Genomic DNA, 22341 nt, shown 5'->3' on the forward strand with positions numbered 1-22341 from the left:
GCTTAAAAATCAATTGGCTGATCAGCCCTGGGCGCGGTATCTTTCCCCAGGGCTTTTTTCCTTTCCAGGCGTAACCCAACCTGAAACCTGGGGTTTCCAATGGATAGAATGTCCATGATGATCCTTTCTCTCATCATGCTCCCAACAGTTTAGATTAAATCCTGGTGTGCCCTGGGGCCTCGCCAGAGGGACGATGACGATAAAATCTTGCAACCTGATACACTTGAATCCCATTGACGTCCTTTGAGGAGGAATAGGCATGAGCGAAACCAAAGCGGTTGCCATAGTGGGGGTGGGTGCTATCTTGCCCGATGCCCCCGATGCCGCGACCTTTTGGCAAAACATTAAACAAGGGCGCTACTCGGTTACCGAAGTGCCCCGCGAGCGTTGGGATCCTGACCTTTACTATGATCCTGATCCACGTGTTCCAGATAAGACCTACACCAAAATAGGTGCCTGGGTGCGTGAATTTCGGTTTGAGCCGTTGAAGTGGGGTATTCCCATTCCCCCCAACGTACTGGCCGTGATGGATAACACCCAAAAATGGGCCATTGCGGCGGCGCGAGAGGCGCTGTTGGATTACGGCTACCCGGAACGCTATCTGGATCCAACGCGGGTGGCGGTGATCCTGGGCAACTCTATGGCCGGTGAAAATCAATACAACACTAGCCTGCGCGTGCGCCTACCGGAATATCTCGAAGCTTTACGCGAACTTGAAGCCTTTCAGCACCTTCCTCCGGAGGTGCAGCGCATGCTCTTAGAAGGGGTGGCGGCGAAAATTCGCGCCAAGCTGCCCCCCATTACCGAGGACACTATGCCCGGTGAGTTAGCCAATATCATTGCCGGACGGGTGGCTAACGTCTTCAACTTTTCCGGGGCCAATTTTGTCACCGATGCGGCCTGTGCCTCTTCCCTGGCGGCGCTTCAGGCGGCTATTGAAGGTTTAAATAATTATCAGTTTGATGCTGTCCTTACCGGTGGCGTGGACGGCAACATGAGTATTGACGCTTACGTTAAGTTCTGCAAAATCGGCGCTTTGAGCCCCGATGGTTCTCGTCCCTTCGCCGAAGGTGCTAACGGGTTTGTCATGGGTGAGGGGGCAGCGGTTTTCCTGCTCAAGCGCCTGGCTGATGCCGAGCGCGACGGTGACAAGATCTACGCTGTGATTCGCGGGGTGGGTTCGAGCAGTGATGGGCGGGGTAAAGGGATCACCGCTCCTAATCCTACCGGTCAACAGCGCGCCATTGAACGGGCTTGGAAAAATGCCGGCCTTTCACCAGCCACCGCTACCCTTATTGAAGCCCATGGCACCTCCACCCGCGTGGGGGATGTCGTTGAGGTCAACAGCCTTAACGCCATCTTTGATCCTTTCGATTTGCCCATTGCCTCGATTGCATTGGGCTCGGTCAAGTCAAATATTGGTCATCTCAAGAGCGCGGCAGGGGCGGCGGCATTGCTCAAGGTGACCTTTGCCTTACACGAAAAAGTTCTGCCCCCTTCCATTAACTTTACTCGTCCCAACCCCAATATTGATTTCGAGCACCTGCCCTTTTACGTCATTACTGAACTGCGTCCCTGGGAGCGTCCGCGCGGGGAGATTCGGCGTGCTGGCATCAGTTCGTTCGGCTTTGGTGGGACGAACTTTCACGCTGTGGTCGAGGAATATGTTCCCGGGCTGTTGACCAGTGAGAAAAAAGTCTTCCCGGCCGTTTCGGTGGCCCAGGTAGAAACCGCATCGGAGCCCATTATGACCAAAACATCCCAAGGATTGCCGACCTATCGCGGCCTGCTGGTAGTGGGTGCCCCGGATCGTTTTATGTTGATGCAACGACTCCAAAAAGTGCTCGAGGATGCACGGGTAGGGCGAACGCCCCCCTGGACAACCCCTGCTCCCGATAATGTACGCCAACCTGAGCGCCTAGCGCTGGACTATGCCGATGCGGCGGATTTGGCGAAGCGACTCGAGAAAGCCCTCGCCGCCTTGGAGAAGGATGCGTCCGACACCTGGCAAGCCTTAGCCGGACAGGGGATCTATCGCGGTCGGGGAACCCCAGGCAAGGTGGCATTTCTCTTTCCCGGGCAGGGTTCGCAGTATGTTAACATGCTGCGGGACTTACGGGATTTGGATCCGGTTGTGGCTGAGACATTCAATGAAGCTGATGCGGTCATGACGCCGATTCTAGGCCGTCCGTTGAGCAACTACGTCTTTGTCGAGGATGGCGATGAACGCCTCAAGCAAGCCGAGGCTGAGTTGCGTAACACGATTGTCACGCAGCCAGCGATGTTGACCGCAAACGTTGCCCTACTGCGCCTGCTGGCAAAGTACGGATTCCACCCTGATATGACCATTGGGCACAGCCTAGGCGAGTATGCGGCGCTGGTGGCGGCAGAGGCCTTGCCCTTTGCCGAGGCCTTAGAGATTGTGAGCGCACGGGGACGTGAGATGGCGCGTGTTTCCATGGCCGATAACGGGTGCATGGCAGCGGTCTCTGCGCCCCCTGAGGCCATCGAACGCATCCTGAGCCAGATACCGGGCTATGTTGTTATTGCCAACTATAACAGTCCGTTACAAAGCGTGATCGGGGGCGAAACGGCAGCGGTTGACGCCGCCATCAAGGCATTACAGGCGGCGGGTTACCAGGCGGTGAAGATCCCCGTCTCACATGCGTTCCACACTCAAATTGTTGCTCCGGCCAGTGGCCCGTTGCGGCAAATCATCGCACGCATGCACCTTCAGTCGCCGCGAATTCCGGTTATCTCAAATGTGACCGGCGACTTCTACCCGACCGGGCGTGAAGCCATGCTTGACCTGTTGGCACATCAGGTGGCTTCGCCGGTGCAATTCATTCGCGGCGTGCAAACTCTTTATGCCCATGGTGCACGCATTTTTGTTGAGGTGGGCCCAAAGCGCGTTTTGGCTGGGCTAACTAACGATATCCTTAGGGAAAAAGCGCTTGAAGTATGGGTGCTTGCAACCAATCACCCCCGCAAGGGTGGGCCGGCTTCGTTCAATGAGGCACTGGCCGGTTTGTATGCGGCAGGTGTTATTCCTCAGGTAGCCGATGTGCGTCCTCTTCCGGTAACAATTTCACCCTTAGGTGAAGCGTCACCCTCGGAGCCCAAATCGCCTGCTCACTATGAAGCGCCAGCAGTGGTGGTCCGAGATGGCGTTTTGCCGTTGACGGGTTCTGTGGTGATCAGTGGGGCCGGCTTGGGGTTACCGGGGCGCCAGCATGCGGTTTTTGCGGATGACAACGTTGAGCGGTTGCTGCGCGGTGAGATCATGATTGAGCCGTTGCCGTTGGAGGTGCGACAAAGCCTCCTCCAACGCCGCATTATTCGCCTGATCAAGAGTGATAATGGGGCCGAAGTGCAACCCGTTGAGGATCTCGAGCAAACGGTCAAACTGGCCGGCCAGCGTGGAAGGTTCGACCTGAGTGCGGATTTCGGTGTGCCCGCGGAACGCGTAGAAGCCCTGGATATTTCGACCCAACTGGCGATTGCCGCCGGTATTGAAGCCTTACGCGATGCAGGTATTCCCCTCGTGATGCATTACCGTCCGACCAGTGTGGGGACCTACTTACCAGATCGTTGGCGCCTGCCACCTGCTTTAGCCGATGAGACCGGCGTGATCTTTGCTTCGGCTTTTCCGGGGCTCAGTGAACTGGCGCGCGAGATTGAGGATTTTTATCAGTATGAGACACTCAGACGTCAATTAGACACGCTGTATGCCTTATTGGAGTCATTAAGCGCGACTGCGCCCGATGTTGCGGCTATTTTGCGCGCTCAAATAACCTCCCTTGAACACCAGTTAGAGGAAAAAGATTATCATCTGGATCGCCGCCTGGTGTTTCGGGCGTTGAGCATGGGACATTCCCAATTTGCCGAATACATCGGTGCGCGTGGTCCAAATACCCATGTGAATGCAGCCTGTGCCAGTACCACCCATGCATTGGCGCTGGCCGAGGACTGGATACGTCAAGGGCGTTGCCGCCGCGTCGTTATTATTGCCGGCGATGATGTGACCAGCAACCCCCTGATGTCTTGGATTGGAGCATCGCTTATGGCTAGCGGCGCGGCAACGATTGAAGGCGACTTGCGTCAGGCTGTGCTACCTTTTGACCGGCGACGCAATGGGATGATTATGGGCATGGGCGCTGCAGCCCTGGTGGTGGAGTCGGAGGATGCAGTGCGAGAACGCGGAATGCGGGGAATCTGCGAGGTGCTGGCAACAGATATTGCCAACAGTGCCTATCACGGTACCCGCCTGGATGTATCCCACGTCAGTGAGATTATGGAACGTTTGGTTTGTACCGCGGAACGCCGTTTTGGGCTCAATCGGGCGGCAATGGCGCCGCATATGGTGTTTGTTTCTCATGAGACCTATACCCCGGCCCGCGGAGGCTCGGCTTCAGCCGAAATCCGGGCATTGCGCCAGGTCTTTGGCGAACACGCCAACCGCATTTTGATCGCGAATACCAAAGGTTATACCGGCCATGCCATGGGGGTGGGGATAGAAGATGTCCTGGCGGTTAAAGCGTTGCAGTATGGTCGTGTTCCTCCTATTGCCAACATTGACGATGGTTTTGAGCCTGATCCAGAATTGGGTGATTTGAACCTCTCACGGGGAGGGGTGTTCCCTCTGCGTTATGCCTTGCGTTTGGGGGCTGGCTTTGGGTCTCAAATTGCTATGGCCTTGCTACGGCGAATTGATGATAAGGGAGAACGGGTAAATCATCGAGTCTATGAACGCTGGCTGGCCGATCTGGCTGGTTATGAACAGGCGGAGTTAGAGGTGGTACAGCGTACACTGCGCATTCGCCACGCCGGCCCGCCACAGCGGGTGCCGCTGAAATCACGATGGCAATATGGACAAGGGCCAACGCAGTGGGCTGAGACCACTACGCAAGAAGAGAGCACGGAAGTGCTTGAGCCTTTGCAATCATTGCCCTCTCAGCAACCGGAGGCGTTGCCGTCAGCCCAGCCAACGCTGCTAGTGCCAGATGAGCAACAGGTCACAGAATTTGTTTTAAATCTGGTGAGCGAGAAGACGGGTTATCCCCGTGAGATGCTGGACCTGGACTTGGACTTGGAAGCCGACCTGGGCATTGACACCGTTAAGCAAGCCGAACTCTTTGCCGCAGTGCGGGAGCGCTACGGCCTCCCACGCCGTGAGGATTTGCGCCTGGTGGACTATAACACGCTCCGCAAGGTGATTGCGTTTGTGCGCGAGGCGGCAGTAAACCAGCCGCAAGTGACCGGTGCCGTTCCCCATGCCGGGTCGGCGCTTGAGGCGCATCCCGAGCCGCTCGTAGCCGGAGAACGACAGGGGCAGACAGTTGTGACCAAGCCCAGGGTAGCGCTACCCAGCGAAGAGGAGATTAAAAACGTGTTGGTAGCACTGGTGAGCGAGAAGACCGGCTACCCACCCGATATGCTCGATCTGGATCTCGATTTAGAAGCCGATTTGGGCATTGATACGGTTAAGCAGGCGGAATTGTTCGCTGCGGTGCGCGAGCGCTATGGTATTCCTCGCCGTGAGGATTTGCGGCTGGTGGATTACAACACGCTGCGTAAGGTGATTGTGTTTGTGCGGGAGTCGCTTGAGGCGCAAAGTGGTTCGGAATCACAACCGTCAACTTCAGCCTTAGATGCTCAACCATCTGAAGCCGTGAGCCCCGAAGTGCTGGAACTGGTCACTGCACGGGTGGGATATCCTGTTGATCATCTGCCCATAAACAAAGAGGGTGGAGATGCGCATCTCGGCCCATCTCAACTGCCTGCTGCCCAAACGGTCAAGACCGTGGATGAGACGGACATTCAGTCCTTTGTCGTGGGGCTGGTGAGTGAGAAGACCGGCTATCCTCAGGAAATGTTAGACCTAGATTTAGATTTGGAAGCCGACTTGGGCATTGATACTGTTAAGCAAGCAGAGCTCTTCGCCGCAGTTCGTGAGCAATATGGGATTCCACGGCGGGAAGACCTGCGTTTGAGCGATTACAATACCCTGCGCAAGGTCATTGCGTTTATCCAAGAGGCTTTGGCCTCGCAGGTTATCTCACGGGAGACTGCGCCTGAAGCCGAGCCAGAAGATAGGTCAACGACGCTCCTTTCCATCCAGGAAGAGGGCGTGCTTTCCGGAATGTTGGAAAGTGCCAAGGAAGAAGCCGGAATGATACGCCGGCGAGTGCCCCAGGCTGTGCTGCGCCCACGGGCAACGCTTTGTCAGCCGACCGGGATTGATCTTTCAGCAAGGTTACGGGTGGTTTTAGTGGAAGATCAGGGAGGTGTTGGCTTGGCCCTGGCACGCCGGTTGCGTGTGCGCAAAGTCAAGGTGCTGATGATCCCGGCGGAGTGGTCAGAGCAAACTCGTGCGCGCGTTCAGGAATGGGCGCAAGAAGGCAAGGTAGATGGCCTGTTCTTCCTACCCGGTTTGGATCCACATCCTAACCTGGAGGCGATGACGGTTGAGCAATGGCGAGCCGAGGTGGAGCGCCGAGCGCAAATGTTGTTTGACCTGCTCCAGGCTCTGCCGGGTGAGCCGTTCTTAATTGCGGCCACGCGCCTGGACGGTCAGCAAGGATTCTCTGGTGAGCCACTGGCGGCTCCCTTGGGCGGTTTGGTCAGCGGGTTGGTCAAAGCAGTGTCCTGGGAACGTGCCAATGCACTGGTCAAGGTGGTAGATTTTGCTCCGCAGGCTGAAGCTGCCGAAATTGCTGCGCAGTTGATCGAAGAATTGCTGTATGACCCCGGTGTGGTAGAGGTAGGACGACACCAAGGTCAGCGTTATGGTGTCACCCTGGTTGAAACGTCGCTGGACAACATAACAAGCACAGATTGGGACGACAAGCCGGTCTTCCTGATCACTGGTGGTAGTGGTGGAATCACCCAGGCCGTGGTACGCGATCTGGCACACCGGACGCGTGGGGTGTTCTATCTGATCGGACGTTCACCTTTGCCTGATCCAGATGACCCTGATTTGGTGCTTCTGCGGCAGGATCGTTCGGCCTTGCGCCAGGCTTTGCTCAAACGCCTGGCGGCAGAGGGTAAACGACCTTCCCTGGTGGAAGTGGAACAACACCTGGCGGTCCTAGATCGTGCCAATGGGACCTTACGGTTGTTGGATGATGTCCGTTCGTGGGGGGCTGAAATAACCTATCTCCCTGCTGATGTAACCCAGGCGCAGGCCGTGGAAGAGGTTGTGGCGCGTGTGGTGCGCGAGCAAGGACGTTTGGATGTTCTCATTCATACGGCCGGAATTGAACGCAGTCGTCGCCTGGAAAGTAAACCCCGTGAGGAATTTGCTCAGATTCTGGCGGTTAAGGCTCAAGGGTTCTACAACCTCTATCAGGCCTTGCACCGACATCACATGTGGCCACGTGCGATGATGGCGTTTACCTCGATTGCAGGGCGCTTCGGTAATGCTGGGCAGGTGGATTACTGCGCCGGGAATGACTTTCTGGCGAAGATGATGTTGGCACTCCGTCATCATCCGGCAAGTATGAAGACCATTGCGCTGGATTGGGGGGCTTGGGCTGAGGTGGGAATGGCCAGCCGTGGCCACGTGCCCGAATTGATGCGGCGGGCGGGCATTGATCTGATGCCGCCTGAAGATGCAGCCAAGTGGGTTTACCGCGAGTTGGTCGCCAATTCTGGGCAGCCGGAGGTTGTTTTGGCGGGTTCGCTGGGCTTGCTTACCTTCCCCCGCCGCGAGCAGGATGGTCTCGATCTCGAAGCCATAAAACCCCTTGTAGGCAATGATCTTCATCACCTTCCTGGGGTGCTGACAGGGTATGATCGCTGGGAAGGGGCGCGCTTTGAAGTCGAACTGGATCCACAGCAGACGCCTTATCTTTCCGATCATGCGCTCAATGGTATTCCCTTGTTGCCAGCAGTGATGGGTTTAGAGGGGTTCGCCACAGCGGCGTTGCGCTGGCTAAGTCTCGCTGATGAGTCTTCGGCCTGGCAAGTAATGGGTTTTACAGACGTTCAGTTTATGGCGCCGCTGAAATTCTATCGCTCCCAACCACGCCGTTTTGTCATCAGGGTCAATCTTTATCCAGTCCAAGAGGGGTTGATTGCCCAAGCGGTGCTGGAATCCACCTTGATCCGCGCCAGTATGCCGCCTCAGACTTTGCGCCATTTTACGGCTAAAGTGCTGCTGGGAACCTCTGAATTGGCGGATGCACCTGGGGCAGAGGTACCCGCCTGGGATGAGCATCGCCTTATCTACCGCGACGCCATTTATCGGCTCTTCTTCCATGGGCCGGCTTTCCAGGTGCTGGAGGCGGTGCAAATCGAACCGCGGCGGGCACTAGGACGTTTGGCGGCGCATTTGCCCGCACTGAGTACTGCGCCGCTGGTAACCCTTCCCTCTTTGCTTGAATTGGTGCTGCAGACAGCGGCGGCGTGGGAAGTAGCCCAAGATGGCGTGCTTGCGTTACCCTTCGGTGTTGAACGGATTACTTTCCTCACGCGCCAATGGCAGGAATCGGTGTGGGCTGAGGTGATTCCCATTTCACCCGTTGGTGAAAATCGGCGGTTTGACGCGCGGGTTGTAGACGGTGAGGGGCGAGTGATTATCGAGGTAAAGGGTTATCGAACGGCACGCTTGCCTTATGCCGCCGAGGCGGCGCTGGTAGCGCCGTTTCGGGCGTGCCTTAAACAACGGGAGGAAGGTAGTTAATGGTGAACATTTACTGGACCTTAGCGGGTGGGCCAGCCGTGCTGGCTGAGCCCACCTCTCTGACACAGACCCTTTCGGTGGCGGAACAGATTCACCTGCAGACCCTGCGCTTTCCACGACGGCGTGCAGACTGGTTGCTAGGGCGTTGGGTGGCCAAAAACCTTCTTCGCACTGCCGATCGGCGCCTTCAGGGTGTTGAGGTACAGCGGATCAGCATCTTGCGCAGTGCTCAAGGATCACCCCAGGTTTGGGTTTCCCCGGAGAACCCCTTCCCGGTTTCGCTCTCGCTCAGTCATCGCGAGGGATGGGTGGCCTGTGCATTGGCGTTGGCTCCCGATTTGGCGCTGGGCATTGACCTGGAAGTGATTGAACCGCGGCCACACGCTTTTGTTGAAGATTTTTTCACCTCTGAGGAACAAGAGTTTTTACAAGACCTGCCCGCACTGCAGCGGCCTTTGGCCGTAACCTTGATCTGGAGCCTGAAAGAAGCAGCCCTCAAGGCGTTGCGGGTTGGGCTCACTTGGGATACCCGGCGGATTAATGTGCAATTACCTTCAGGTTTGCCCTCAGATTCTTCCTGGCGGGCGGCTCGGATTTCGGTGCGCGGTATTCACGCTCCCTGGCATGCTTGGTGGTGTGTGGTTGGGCCAAGCGTGCTCACCCTGGCCGTATGTGCTGAGGTTATGCCTGAAGCCTTGATTTTTGTTCCACTGCGCCATGCCAGCGCAGTGCGTCAGCGCATGGGTTGTTGAGGAAGATAACGGGTAAGCGCAGGAGGTAGGCGAACCCCTTGGAAGGCTAACATGCGCGCACGGGCAAGGTACGCGCAGCCGGTCATTAAGTGCAGGGCTATGTCGGCCACGTGCCGGTTCTCCGGCGCTTCCAGGTACGTACCCTGCACCCAGGCGTTAAATGTACCCATGGCTGGACCGCACCAAATCTGGTAGTCCATTTCGCGCCCTGGCTCACCGCGATTAGCCCAGCGTGAGGAAAGCCCCAAATACCACCGAAAGACTAAGGCCATTTTCTGATGCGGGTCGCGTTGGGCGCGTTCAATTTGGCGTGGATCGCGTTCCTGGAAATATTGCACGGTTTCTTGCCAGATGGTTTCCAGGTCGCGCTTGAAGATCTGGCGTTCCAATTTTTCGCGTTCGTCCGTTGGCAGGGCTTCCAATGACGGGTAGCGAGAGTAAAGTTCATAGAGTTTCTGGGCGCGCAGAGGAAAGAGGGTGCCGCGTTTGAGCAACTGCACCTTAACGCCCATTTCAAACATATCGGCAGCGGGTGCCATCATCACATCGGCCATATCGGCTTGAGCAAGCAAGCGTTTGACATGAGGGGAGGTGCCGGCTTCCACACAGGATTGGTTGATCGAGCCGGTGACAATATAATCCGCACCCATGGTGAATGCCGCTAGAGCGGCTTCGGGGGTGCCGATACCGCCGGCGGCACCGATAAAAATGGGCTGCGCGTAGCGATATTGGGCCTGGATTTGCTCGCGCAGGGCTAGCATGGTCGGGATCAACCCCACCAGCGGGCGGTTATCGGTATGGCCACCCGAGTCGGCTTCAACAGTGATGGCATCGGCCATAGGGACGAATTGGGCCAATTGCGCCTGGGTTTCGCTTATTTGACCACTTTGGAGTAATTGGGCAACTAAATCAGTGGGCGCAGGTTGCATGAAGCGCTGGGCAACTTCACGACGTGAGATTTTGGCAATGATCTGATTTTGGGCAATAATTTTTCCCTGCGGAGTTTGCACCAGGCCGGCCAACCGGTAACGCACCAGGTTGAGCGTGAGGTCAACATAGGCAGAGGCCTCAATGGTACGAATGCCTTGAGCCAGATACAGCGTTGCCGTTCGTTCTTCTAGCGCCGGCTCATTGGGGCTGAAGATGAGGTTGAACGCATAAGGGCCTTGGGGCAGGGCTGCGCGAATGCGCTGGATGGCTTGCTCAACGCGCGCCGGGAGCAAACCTGCGGCACCGAATACGCCCATGAAGCCGGCCTTTCCCAGTGCGATGACCAGGTCTTCAGAGGCAATACCCCCAGCCATGGCGCCGGCATAATAGGCATAGCGCAGGCTGAAGTCGGCGCGGAAATCGGGATTACCCAGAGTTTCAGGTACGAGGGGAGGGGCATAGGCTAATACTTCGGCGGATTCGGGCTCGGCCAAGCGAGCAGGAATCAGTGCGGCTTCAGAGGTTAAGCCCAGGCCTTGGCGGTCAGCGATAGCCCAAACAGGTTGTTCGAGGTGCAACAGCAACTGACGCTGGGAGGCTTCATCGTGTGCAATTGTGTTAGAGTTACCCTGCCAGCGCCAGGCTGTAAATGAGTTGGTGTTATCGAATGGTCTTGGGGTGGGCAGAACGACCTCGTGGTGGGGCATGGTTTTCTCCTACCGGAAGGAATACATCACCAATTAAAACCCATGCCCTGGGGATGAGTTGCAGGGCGTGGGCGATCCTCAATGTGGATAGGCGGGATTTCAATCGCCCAGGCAGGTGCCCACCAGACGCGCACCCTGCACCCAGGAATGATCTAACGGCACACGTTTGACCTTGCCGGCTACCTGGGCCAGGGGGGTGGGTTTGACGCTTCCGCCTTGAATGCCGACCATGACTCCGTAGTGCCCCTGACTGACCAGATGAGCACAGGCGGTGCCAAGTTGGGTGGCGAGGACGCGGTCAAAGGCCGAAGGCGCCCCGCCGCGCTGGAGGTAGCCTAAGATGGTGACACGGGTTTGCAGGCGGGTGAATTCTTGCAGTCGGTTAGCCAGGTGGAGGGTATCACCGGCAGAGCGTTTTTCGATCTCTTGCAGGCCGGCTTCGACCTCTTCGGCTTCCTCACCACTGCGCAGGCGGCGGTTGGCCTGGCGAGCATGCTCAAAAAACTGCAGGGTTTCTTTGGCAATTGCCCCTTCGGCCACGGCGACCAGGCTAAAGCGCTTACCCCGACGGCTGCGTTCGAGGATGGCTTGGGCGACTTTGTGGATATCGTAAGGGATTTCAGGAATGAGGATGACATCAGCGCCGCCGGCGATACCCGCACCAAGGGTGAGCCAGCCAGTCTCGCGCCCCATGATCTCAACAATGATGATGCGGTGATGGCTGAAAGCGGTGCTGTGGAGACGATCTATGGCTTCGGCGGCGATTTCCATCGCCGTATTAAAGCCGACCGTCATGTCCGTTTGGGGAATATCATTATCAATGGTGACAGGAAGGGTAATAACGTTGAGGCCTTTTTGCTGTAGGTAGTAAGCGCTTTCCTGGGTGTTCCCACCGCCCAGGCAGATCAGGCCATCTAAGTTGTGTTGGTGGTATACCTGAAGGATTTTCTCGGTGTAATCCACGCGTTGGCCGTCTTCTTCGGCGCTATAGGGTTTATCGCGGTTGGTGCCCAGGATGGTGCCGCCGGTGGTCAAGATGCCGGAGAGCGCCTCGCCCTCGAGGGGCATGATCAGATTGTGGGCCATGCCGCTAAAGCCATCGTGGAAACCGATCAGTTGTAAATGAAAATGGCCGGCAATGGCCTTGCCGATTCCGCGGATAGCGGCATTGATGCCGGGGCTATCACCGCCGGAGGTCAGGATGCCGATTTTACGCGGGGTTTTTGTTTTCATTTGGACAACCTTTCGCTTTCAATTGCCGCTGCCATAGAGAGCGCGGTACTTTTCCAGGTCCACGGCGGCAATGTAAGGGAGGTTGCGACCTTTTTCATCGATATCCAAACCGTAGCCAACTACAAAGTAGTCGGGAATTTCGAAGCCCAAGTAATCAATCTGAATATCCACCTTATGGCGGGCTTTTTTATCCAGCAGGGCACAGATTTTGAGGCTGCGCGGCTGACGCTCGAGGAGCAATTTTCGCACGGTATGGATGGTGTATCCGGTGTCAATGATATCGTCCACGAGAATCACGTCCCAATTGTGGATGTTGATTTTATGGTCGGCGTCAATGCGAACGAAGCCGGAGGATTCGGCGCCGCGGTAGGAGGAGACAAGCATGAAGTCCATGGTCATGGGGCGGTTGATCTTGCGCATGAGGTCGGTGAGGAAGACCACACTACCGCGCAGCAGGCCGAGGAGGAGCAAGCGGTCGGAATCGCGATAATCGGCGGTGATCTGGGCACCGAGTTCGGCCACGCGTTGCTCGATCTGTTCTTGCGTGATCAAAATTTGTCCGATGAAGTCATAGGGGTAGGGAGGAGTTTGCACCTGCGCCATAGGCCCTCGCAAGGGAAGGAGTGCGATCAGGGTATATGTTACCATGAAAAAAGGGGTAGATAGACATTGAGTTAATTGAAAGGCATATTTAGCGCCTGAAAAATTTTTTTGTGAAAGGCGAGAAGATACCCTTCTCCATTAGCTGATAGATATCCCAGGTTGAAGCAATACGTTCACTTTGGATCACCTTGCGTTTTTCTAGTACGATTTTTAGGCCTGCAAAAGCATCTTGTTTGGCTTTCCAAATCGTGTTTCGGTGTCCTTTTCTCGCGAAGTAAACCAGAGAATAAATGTTCATTAGGAGATGAAGTGGTAGATACATTTCAAGTAAAGGGGTAGGCATATTTTTGAAATAGGTCCACACCAGATTTCGATGCCCGTGATAAATAGCAAATGGACTGGATTTCCCAGTAGTGGCAGATCCAATATGGTGTACAACAGCCTGGGGAATGTGATAACACCTTAGCCCCTTAAGACGTAATCTGAAGCCTAGATCTATATCTTCGTGGTAGGCAAAATAGGATTCATCAAACCCGCCCACTTCAAGAAGGGTTTGACGTGGGTATAAAGCAGCTGCTGCACAAGCACTAAAAACCTCTTCAGGTTGGTTTTTAGGTATGACTGGTGCACCGTAATTCCGTCTCCAGGCTAAACCACTGACATGGTAAGTATCGCCTTCGCCATCCAATAGATGGGGAAATTGGGCTTGCAGTTGGCGAGAAGCGAAAAAGGCATTAGGATATTGAAATGTTGCCTGCACCAGTTGTTCAAGCCAATCCGGCTTGGGGAAAGCATCTGGGTTTAAAGTAGCAATCCATTCGCCTTTAGCTAAGCGAGCCCCGTAATTGTTGGCAAAAGCAAAGCCTTTGTTTTCATTGAAATATTCGATCCTGATCCGAAGACTTGGCCATTGCTCGCAAAGAGATTGAGAGGGAGGGTCCTTTGAGCCGTTGTCGATTATCAGAATCTCAATATTGTGGTATGTTTGTTTAGCAATATGATCTAGACATACCTTAAGACTCGTCTCGCTATTGAAAGAAACAAGCAAAATTGAGATCAAGGGATATATTTTGTCTTGTAAACTGATAATTATTGTTCCTCCAAAGATATTTTTTTCAGGAAAAGGGACAAATTCCGACGGTCCTCTTCAATTACAATGAAATTATCAGAAACTATAGTAATTTCAATACTATTTTGCAATTCATTCTCAATTTCGCTCAAAGGAACCAATATTTTATAGTTTCCTGAAGCCGAGAAAGATCGACAGGTTGTTTTCATCCTGTTCAAATATATTGTTACATTAGTTGTTTTTTTTGCATATTTTGAAATATCTGGAATCTCAAATTCTATTTTTAGATATCTTTGTCCCTTATAATCTAAAAGAATGGCAGCTATGTTCTGGGCCCATTTTCCGTATGGGTTTATTTCTTGTAAATATATGTTTCGTGTTGGGTTGAAGAAATTTGATTGGGTAAAATCTATATAAGAGAGTCTAGCCTGGTCCTTTTCAGATGATGTGAATGGTTCATAATCAAATAATTTTCTTTCTTTGATGCGATAAAGGCCATTGTATTTATCCATGTAAACTGTTTCATAAACAAAGTGGTTTAAGGTCTCTTCTAAGAAATTTTTTGCACTGATAAATGTGTACCAGTCTGCTACTAGATAACTCTCGGTTTTATTCATGCCTGGGGTAAGAATTTCCGGATCTCGATAAAGATCATGAAAGGTCATTCCGGACGCAAAAGCAATTACGGGGGCCTGCATCCATCCGAAACCATAGACCTTTACATTTGGGGGCAATGATTTAATAAAACCAGCGAGGTTGTAAACAGATGTTTTTTCAGGGGTGTCTTTGAAACTTAATTGAAAGTTAGAATAACTCTGTTTAATAAAAAAGGTGGGAACAATACACCCGATAAGCGTTAAAGATATAATAAGTTTACATTTCCCTAGGCACTTTTTTGAATTCTGCGGAAAATTTTGTTGCGAAATTAGTGTGGAAATTATAACAATACAAAGTTCCAACAAAATCACACCATTTAATATTCTACGATACCAGGCTTTTTCAGTAGGGGTGATGAGTAGCCACCAGCTAAAGTAGAGAATCGTGGTTAGATATAGGATAGATGCACTCGCTATCGCCGAGACAAGCTTATTATGAACTTCTTTTCTGTATTTTATGAGAATGTATAACGAATAACACAGCGCTATGAGTATGATAGACAATAGAAGAAATAATATTATAGGATAATACCCAGAGTATTCAAAGAATAAGTTCAGATGCTTTGAGAGTTTGTTTGCTAACCCAAGTGTATCATTATATCCAGCGGAAACACCAGCCTGTTTAAAAATCTCTCTCAGCTGCGCTTTCCACCATCCTAAATAATTTGATAAACCCAATCCTGACAGTTTGTAAGATTCAAATGCTATAATTGGGATTAAGAATCCCCAAACGCTAAGGACCCATCTTTTTGTTAACAATTTGATTGTTTCCAGTTTTGATCCACTGATAGCTTTTTGTGCTCTGATTTGTTCAAGGGCGTCAACTGCAATGGGGATTATTTGGGTTGGAACTGTAATGAACATAACAGTTTTCGTTATTACACTTAATCCCAAGGATAAGCCAGAAAGAAGAAGATAATGTGGTCGCTGAGTTTCGAGATATTCTCGTGTTATAGCTGTGGACAGCAAAAAGAAAAAGAGAGCTGGAATTTCACCATATAGGCCAAATCCCAGGTTAAAGATTTCTGGTGTGAGGATAAAGAACAATAAGGCGATAGAAACATAGCCATCTTTCAAATAGAACTGGAACTTTAGGAGATAGAAAATCGTCGTTGCGGTTAACAATAAATATATACCGTTCACCAACAGACCACTAAAGAACGACTCACCAAAGATCATAAAAGATATTGCAACGGGTAGTAACACCGTTGGGCCAGTTTGAATTTTTCCATCAAACATTATGATACGGGGGTAGGATGTAGCATAGCCTATTCCTTTAACAACGTTTTGAGCAACTTGAGCGTTCATTGCTCCGTCAAAAGAAAAGACATCCGTTACTGCTATAGATAGGCTTTTGATACCCAAAAAAAGTAAAATTACAATTGGTAAAAGTGAGCCAATTTTCTCAAAGGGGGTAGTAATTGATGTCGGTTTTTTCCCCATTTTTATAATCGATATGAGAGGAAATAAATGATGAGGCTATTGATGGTAGTAATCTTATTGAATGCTTAGATCCAATCTATTCCCACGATTTAATAAAATCTTCTCTAACCGTTTACTCGCCTTAAGACCAATAGAAAGTAAACTATACTTCACTCGCATCTCTATACTGGCTCTCTTTCCAATATTTCTCCCCACTTCTGGATTTTCAATTAAGCGTTCCATAAAAGAAGCGGCTTGTTCTATATTAGGCTCAGCCCAGTATTGTCCAGCGTAATATGGATACTCCCCTTCCTTGACGGGTACAAGGCTGTAATCTACAAGAAAAGAGTTCTCTTTGTTCATGAATTCAAGGTTCCCCGAGTAACCAGTGGCAATGACTGGTTTTCCCATATACATTGCTTCCGCAATTGCTAGACCAAATCCTTCTGAACGGTGTAGCGACACATAACAATCGCAATTTCGGATTAAGTTCTTGGCTTCGTTTTCAGAATACGAAGCGTTTAATAGGATGATTTTGTCACGTGCAGGACTTGATTCAACCAATTGTTGGAACCTTAAGAAAGTTCTTCGAGTGCTTTGGTCAAGGTCATTTCCACTAACCTTAATAACTGCTCTTACATCTGCTTTGGGTTTACTATCGCACAATTTCTCAAATGCTTTTATGAAAGCAACTGGATTCTTTCTTTCAAGATAGGACCTAAGGTCAAACATGTGCAAAAACAAATATGAAGATTCGGGTAACCCGAAATATTGCCGACTTAAGAAAGAAGAAAAACAGACATCTATGGGATGAGGGATACAAAAAATCGGTTTACTACAATTCTTTGAGAGGGCATTTTTCAAGAAATCCGAGGGTACCCATATTTCATTGAAATATCTTTCTATCAATCTTGCCCACTCTGTTGGATATTTTTCAAGCTCCCAAGATGGATATATGATGTTATATGGTTTAGTGTGGTATGGCCCTAGCATTTCCTGTGTAGACTTTATTTCATCGCCATTGATCACATAAATATTTATTGTTTCACTTGGTTTATTAGACATAAAAGGTTTTAACTCTTGCTTGATTTGATCATTCAAATTGTATTGAAAGCGAGAAGAAATGTCACAAATTAATACTGGAAATTGCGCTTCCTTAAGCGCCCGAAAGAGATTTAATGCTGCAATACCTCTACCTATGGGCGCGTACGGATGTCCTATCACGGTTACTGGCAAAACATTATTTTCTCTCATCTCTCATCAAACCTTCAAGAGTCAAACGCGGTTTTTGCATATTAAGAAATACTCTCTGGCGTTGAGTACAGCATTCAAGTAGCTGTGACCAAAATGTTGATCAGGTTCTAGAAAATTGCCTTCACCCCACTCGTTCCACGCATTTATAAAGACGATTCGGTCCTCTTCAGAGTTTTGTTCACGTGTTATGCGTATGATTTTCTCTAACCATGCCTGAAAAGCGCCTGGACTGGAATTCAAAAAAATAGTGGAGTGGTTCTGCCTGCGAGGTGTATTATCCCAGCGAGGCATTACAGTTCTGTATTTCGTATAATTTGGAAGGGGTTTGAGCACAGAATGAATTATTGCTTGATGATAATCATATACTCTACCGGCAAAGCCCTTTTTGATCTCAAGCTTATACCCGCCCCGAAAAGGATAACCCAGACCATGGGGTGGGAACTCCACCAACCTGTCTACACCGTAGTTTTCTAGATCGATGTCCGCACTTGTTGCAAAATCAAAGGATTCCACCATGGCTAGCAAAATTTCTCCAATACCAACTTGTCGACAATAATCGCGCCAAATTTGTGCGGTTTTTTTAAAATCAGGAAATAAATCTACGCGGTATATAAGTAGCAATGGACGTCCGCTTATTCGAATATAGCTCGGATGTACTAGATACCTTGCCAGATCCTTAATACAGGCCAAGTCGTCTTCACTAGAATGATTTTGAGCAATAAGTACCTCCTCATCTTTACCATCCCATCTACGGGTCCAATTTTCATTTGCCCAACATAAGCAAAATGGAAAATTTGGTCGGTTGGTCTCCAAAAGCCTTTCTAATGGTAATTCAAGAAGCCTTTTTCCGTTGAACCAATAGTAATAGTAACAAAATCCATAAATTCCATATCTTTTTGCTAATTCGGCTTGTTGTTCCATTACTTCTATGATCCGGAGATCGTAGAAGCCAAGATCACTTGGGAGGTTGGGTTGAATGTGACCTTTAAAAATCGGACGTGCTCTAGCAACGTTATGCCATTCTGTAAACCCTTTACCCCACCATAAGTCGTTTTCTGGGATTGGATGAAATTGGGGTAAGTAGAAGGCAATGATTTTAACATTGTTGAGACGTTCGATTTCTTCTTGCCAATGTTCAATGAATTTTTGCCGGTTCTCGGTTACTAGTCTTAATTTCTTTTGTTCACCCCATAATACACCTGAGGTCGCGCTTAGATGATGAACTATGCTCACTTCAGGGTTGTAAATGATCTTTAATCCATTTTTCCTAAGTTTCATACAAAGATCAACGTCTTCATAATATGCTGGGGCGTATAATGGGTCAAAGCCTCCTACCGCCTCAAAATCCTCCTTTTTTACCACTAAGCAAACTGCAGATACATAGTCAACTTCGCGCATATAACAGTATCGCGGAAGATTTGGATCGTCACCGTAGCCCATCATAGTGGTCGTTCCGTCTACGTTGATAATGGCACCCGCTTCCTGTAATCTACCGTTTGGATAAAGAATTTTTGGCCCAATACATCCCACTTTTGGGTTCTCTAAGAAAGGCTTTGTCAAAGAAAATAACCAGTCTTTTGTCAAAATTTGGACATCATCATTTAGGAAGATTAAATACTTTCCCTTGGCCTGTTTTGCCCCGAGATTGCAAGCAGGACCAAATCCTGGTTCACGATCATTATGTACTATTTTTACAGATTCTAATTGGGTAATTAGGTCTAATACTTCATTATTTGCGTGATCCTCAACAATGATTACCTCATAATCTTCTATAGTTGTGTTTTGTTGAATAGAGAGCAAACATTCGATTAGCAGTTTTGTATTAGTTCGAGCTGGGATAATAATTGAATAGTCTGGATTCTTGGGACTTGGTAATTTCAGAAGCGAAGTAATCCTAGATAACTTTTCAGTCTCATACGATAAAATCTTGATAGGCGAGACTTTTAATTTTTCGATATACTCCCTTTCAATTCTGCTGAATTCTGTCATCAATCTTTGGTAATGGTCCCATCTGTAAACATCTTCCTTTTGAAAATTAGAAGAAGTATATGGTTTAATTTGTTTTTTTTTATGCCAATCCATTGACTGAAGCTGTTTATATGCTCGGCGTAGTCCATTTAATAAATGGCGAGCGAAATACTCTCGTTTACTTCCCCGCGGAAATAAAATTAATCTAAGTCTCCACATAATCTGAATCAGCCTCCAAGCTGTACTGTTATAAATTTCTCCCAACCTTTGCTCAAGCTGAGCTCTCTGCAGCTCCGTTTCGTTGAGCTGGTGGTGTTTCAGTTCTAAACTCTTCTCCAAGATTGTAGTGACCCACCGAATAAAGTCACGTTTTGCAGAATTATTTTTATTTTTTAACTCAAGTAGCCTTTTTTGGATTTTGGAAAATTCATTTACGGAGAGAAGTTCCTTTGCCCTTTTTGAGGCATTAAGGCCAAGTTGGGCGCGTTGATTAGGGGCTTTGACTAACGTAATTATTTTATCGGTTAATTCAGTCACATTACCTGGTGAATATAGTAGTCCACTAATTCCGTCCTCAATCAATTCCATTGTTCCACAAGATCGGGTGGCGATAACCGGTTTTCCCAACAACATTGCTTCAAGTGTAACTCTACCAAATGCTTCACACCGGGAGCAAACCAATACAATATCCGCCTGTTCGTAAATGGAGGTCGGATCATCTTTATAACCAACTAGGTGTATGAATTCCCGCAAATTATTTTCATCGATAAATTTGGCTAGGATGTCAAAATATTGTGGGTCTGCATCACCTGCTATTACTAATTCAGCAAATATTCCCATTTCGAGTAATTTTTTGACTGCTTGAATGGCATCTAGTTGGCCTTTTCCCTCAGAAATCGATCCAACAATCGCTAGATGAACAGCGTTTTTGTGAACAAAACAGTCATCTTCTGGGCGTGCTAATGGACTGGATCTTTTTCTTGAAAGACCAATAGTAGGGTAAACCACTTCTATGTTTCCGCCTGTCTTTTCTCCAAAAAAATGCTTTTGCACTGCATAGGAGTTGCAAATTACTAGATCAGAAGAATTCAAGATATACCTCGCAGTCTGCTTCAAGGGAAGTGCAAAGTTTAGCCCATGGTCTGCTTCCCCAAATTCACGAAGATACCATACATGTGGTTTGTTGATTAGGTAAGCACAAATAGCACCCCAAGGGATAACACTGGTATTAGTAAAAATAACATCAGGATTGATCAATTTGATCAGAGATAGTAATTCTTTATGGATATGGCTAAATGATAGTGAAATTCGCCTGCTGCTCTCCTCTAAGTCCAAAGCGACGGGATATGCCCACCAATCATAAGGAGTCGTTATGACAATCGCACCAGCTCGTTCAAGATGCTTCTTGAGTTCTCCTTCTTCCGGAACAATCACGGTACATACTATACCAGATTTGATTAATTCTTCAACAATAGCGAGCAGACTTCTCTGTGCTCCATATAAAAGACTACTGTGAGAGAAAAAACACAAGCTTAATGCTTGGTCGGCTGGCAGACAAAGTAAGTTTGTGTATGTCCTTGATTGTTCGATTTCGAGAAGTATTTTCTCGTGTTCCAAATGGTTCTTCGGGATTGTGCATATTATCTGATTCTTCTCATCAATCAGGTAAACTTGAAAACCCATGGAGAAAATTCTGTTAATTAACTCGATAGGGTCGTGGCCAGCTCGCCTAAGCATTTTAGGGTTGTATTCGACGACTAATCGTAGATGAGGCAGTGCTCTCTCTACTAACTTGTTCATCCCATTTAGCACTGAGAGCTCATGCCCTTCAGTGTCTATCTTGATACATATATTTTTATCTTTGTCGTCTGCATAACGCAATAGGACATCATCAAGGGTGGTGGTTTCAATGGATATTTGCTCAATAGTTTTTACCAGTTCATGACCATGGAATCCGCAGCTATCTGAGGCTTGGGTAATTGCAAAGTTGCGCACTCCTATCGTATCGGAGATTGCTAGGGCTTGGGCTTCAACCTGGTGCAAATTGTTTATTTGGATATTTTGCCGTAATATCTCAAAATTTTGGGGTACGGGTTCGAGGCTAATAATTCTTTCCGCATTTGTGTTGGTTGCAACAAGCAGGCTGTAAAAGCCATAATGTGCTCCTACATCTACAAAGATGCTATTTTCATTCATAAGAGTACATACTAACCTAGCAGTTGTTTTTTCATATTCTTGTTCACCATAAACAGTCACATATCTTGGAGTAACTAACATTAAAAAATTTTGCCCTTTTGGCCTAATTTCTCTAACCGCTTTTATATCATATTCCCAATCAAACATATTTTCTTGAGAGTACATTATTTGGGCGCCTTTCTAGCAGGATTAACTATTTAGGATCTTATGCTAGTTTAAGATGATCGACGAAAAGTCCTCCAATAGGATAAGCAATGGATCACGACAAATCAATCTTGCCAAACGGAGGATATTCTAATGATAACGGATTCTGAAGATTTTTGCATCTGGGCATTTGTGATCGTGGATGATGTTTGGAAAACGGTTGCTCCTTTCTTCAAACGTCTTGGGCCGAAATCGGAATACAATGATAGCGAGTTGATTGCGATGGCTTTGATCGGGGAATGTCGCGGCTGGCACATGCAAACAGAATTGTTGAGCTACTGGAAAGAATACGGCACTTGTTTCTGCGCATTCCATCGCTGAGCCGGTTCATCGGCAGCGCAGAAATTTGATGCGGGCAATCAATCTGATCTGCCAGATGATCCTGCGCAGCCTGAATTTGAGCCGTGACCGTGAATGCCTGATCGATAGTGTGCCGATCCTGCCTCTCCAATTTCATCTGGTTCCCGCTTCACGCGCGGATTGGAAAGCCTATCAAGCCACCTACGGAAAAGCGATCACGAAAAAGCAGACTTTCTTTGGCTATCGGCTGCATTTATTGATTACCTTGAGCGGTGTGATCCTGGACTTTGAATTGGCGCCAGCCAACTGTACCGATTTGGAAGTTGGATTTCAATTGTTGAGCGAATATACCGACAAGGAG

At 49.4% G+C, this 22341-nt stretch carries 11 protein-coding genes; 4 read left to right on the top strand and 7 right to left on the bottom strand.

Translation table 11 applies throughout. From position 1 onward, the window contains the following. The first annotated feature begins 259 nt into the window (after positions 1-259). Together AC01YT_RS07225 and AC01YT_RS07230 are read left to right on the top strand one after the other, a co-directional pair. Positions 260-8686 carry an SDR family NAD(P)-dependent oxidoreductase gene (locus AC01YT_RS07225; RefSeq protein ID WP_476674067.1) on the top strand — a complete coding sequence of 2809 codons (8427 nt, stop codon included), beginning with the start codon at positions 260-262 and terminating at the stop codon, positions 8684-8686. After that, on the top strand, positions 8686-9438 hold the full coding sequence (locus AC01YT_RS07230) for a 4'-phosphopantetheinyl transferase family protein (RefSeq protein ID WP_476674069.1): 753 nt from the start codon (positions 8686-8688) through the stop codon (positions 9436-9438). Before AC01YT_RS07225 ends, AC01YT_RS07230 begins: the two co-directional genes overlap by 1 nt. Here the strand turns inward: AC01YT_RS07230 and AC01YT_RS07235 are convergent. The 7 genes from AC01YT_RS07235 to AC01YT_RS07265 form a co-directional block, all read right to left on the bottom strand. After that, positions 9420-11075 carry a PfaD family polyunsaturated fatty acid/polyketide biosynthesis protein gene (locus AC01YT_RS07235; RefSeq protein ID WP_476674071.1) on the bottom strand — a complete coding sequence of 552 codons (1656 nt, stop codon included), beginning with the start codon at positions 11073-11075 and terminating at the stop codon, positions 9420-9422. The two genes, AC01YT_RS07230 and AC01YT_RS07235, sit on opposite strands and share 19 nt — an antisense overlap. Before the next feature lie 99 nt (positions 11076-11174). Continuing rightward, complete coding sequence (locus AC01YT_RS07240; protein ID WP_476674073.1) at positions 11175-12308, bottom strand: 6-phosphofructokinase; 1134 nt, start codon at positions 12306-12308, stop codon at positions 11175-11177. Positions 12309-12326: 18 nt separating this feature from the next. Continuing rightward, complete coding sequence (gene hpt, locus AC01YT_RS07245; RefSeq protein WP_476674075.1) at positions 12327-12911, bottom strand: hypoxanthine phosphoribosyltransferase; 585 nt, start codon at positions 12909-12911, stop codon at positions 12327-12329. Positions 12912-12999: 88 nt separating this feature from the next. Beyond that, positions 13000-13959, bottom strand: a complete 960-nt coding sequence (locus AC01YT_RS07250; RefSeq protein ID WP_476674077.1) for a glycosyltransferase family 2 protein — start codon at positions 13957-13959, stop codon at positions 13000-13002. A gap of 41 nt (positions 13960-14000) precedes the next feature. Beyond that, positions 14001-16079, bottom strand: a complete 2079-nt coding sequence (locus AC01YT_RS07255; protein WP_476674079.1) for a glycosyltransferase family 39 protein — start codon at positions 16077-16079, stop codon at positions 14001-14003. 54 nt (positions 16080-16133) lie between these two features. Further along, positions 16134-17312: a glycosyltransferase family 4 protein gene (locus tag AC01YT_RS07260; RefSeq protein WP_476674081.1), complete on the bottom strand. Its 1179-nt coding sequence runs from the start codon at positions 17310-17312 to the stop codon at positions 16134-16136. Between the two features lie 21 nt (positions 17313-17333). Continuing rightward, on the bottom strand, positions 17334-21641 hold the full coding sequence (locus AC01YT_RS07265) for an FkbM family methyltransferase (protein WP_476674083.1): 4308 nt from the start codon (positions 21639-21641) through the stop codon (positions 17334-17336). Between the two features lie 132 nt (positions 21642-21773). Here AC01YT_RS07265 and AC01YT_RS07270 point away from each other — a divergent pair, with 132 nt between their 5' ends. Further along, positions 21774-22001, top strand: a complete 228-nt coding sequence (locus AC01YT_RS07270) for a hypothetical protein (protein WP_476674085.1) — start codon at positions 21774-21776, stop codon at positions 21999-22001. Between the two features lie 28 nt (positions 22002-22029). Continuing rightward, a partial coding sequence (locus tag AC01YT_RS07275) for a transposase family protein (RefSeq protein WP_476674087.1) occupies positions 22030-22341 on the top strand: 312 nt, incomplete at its 3' end.

This window comes from Thermanaerothrix sp. (assembly GCF_056331585.1).

Coding starts and splice junctions, on each gene's coding strand:
- AC01YT_RS07240 (WP_476674073.1), bottom strand. CDS start 12,308: ATGAAAACAAAAACCCCGCGTAAAATCGGCATCCTGACCTCCGGCGGT.
- AC01YT_RS07255 (WP_476674079.1), bottom strand. CDS start 16,079: ATGGGGAAAAAACCGACATCAATTACTACCCCCTTTGAGAAAATTGGC.
- hpt (WP_476674075.1), bottom strand. CDS start 12,911: ATGGCGCAGGTGCAAACTCCTCCCTACCCCTATGACTTCATCGGACAA.
- AC01YT_RS07235 (WP_476674071.1), bottom strand. CDS start 11,075: ATGCCCCACCACGAGGTCGTTCTGCCCACCCCAAGACCATTCGATAAC.
- AC01YT_RS07260 (WP_476674081.1), bottom strand. CDS start 17,312: ATGAGAGAAAATAATGTTTTGCCAGTAACCGTGATAGGACATCCGTAC.
- AC01YT_RS07225 (WP_476674067.1), top strand. CDS start 260: ATGAGCGAAACCAAAGCGGTTGCCATAGTGGGGGTGGGTGCTATCTTG.
- AC01YT_RS07270 (WP_476674085.1), top strand. CDS start 21,774: ATGATAACGGATTCTGAAGATTTTTGCATCTGGGCATTTGTGATCGTG.
- AC01YT_RS07230 (WP_476674069.1), top strand. CDS start 8,686: ATGGTGAACATTTACTGGACCTTAGCGGGTGGGCCAGCCGTGCTGGCT.
- AC01YT_RS07265 (WP_476674083.1), bottom strand. CDS start 21,641: ATGTACTCTCAAGAAAATATGTTTGATTGGGAATATGATATAAAAGCG.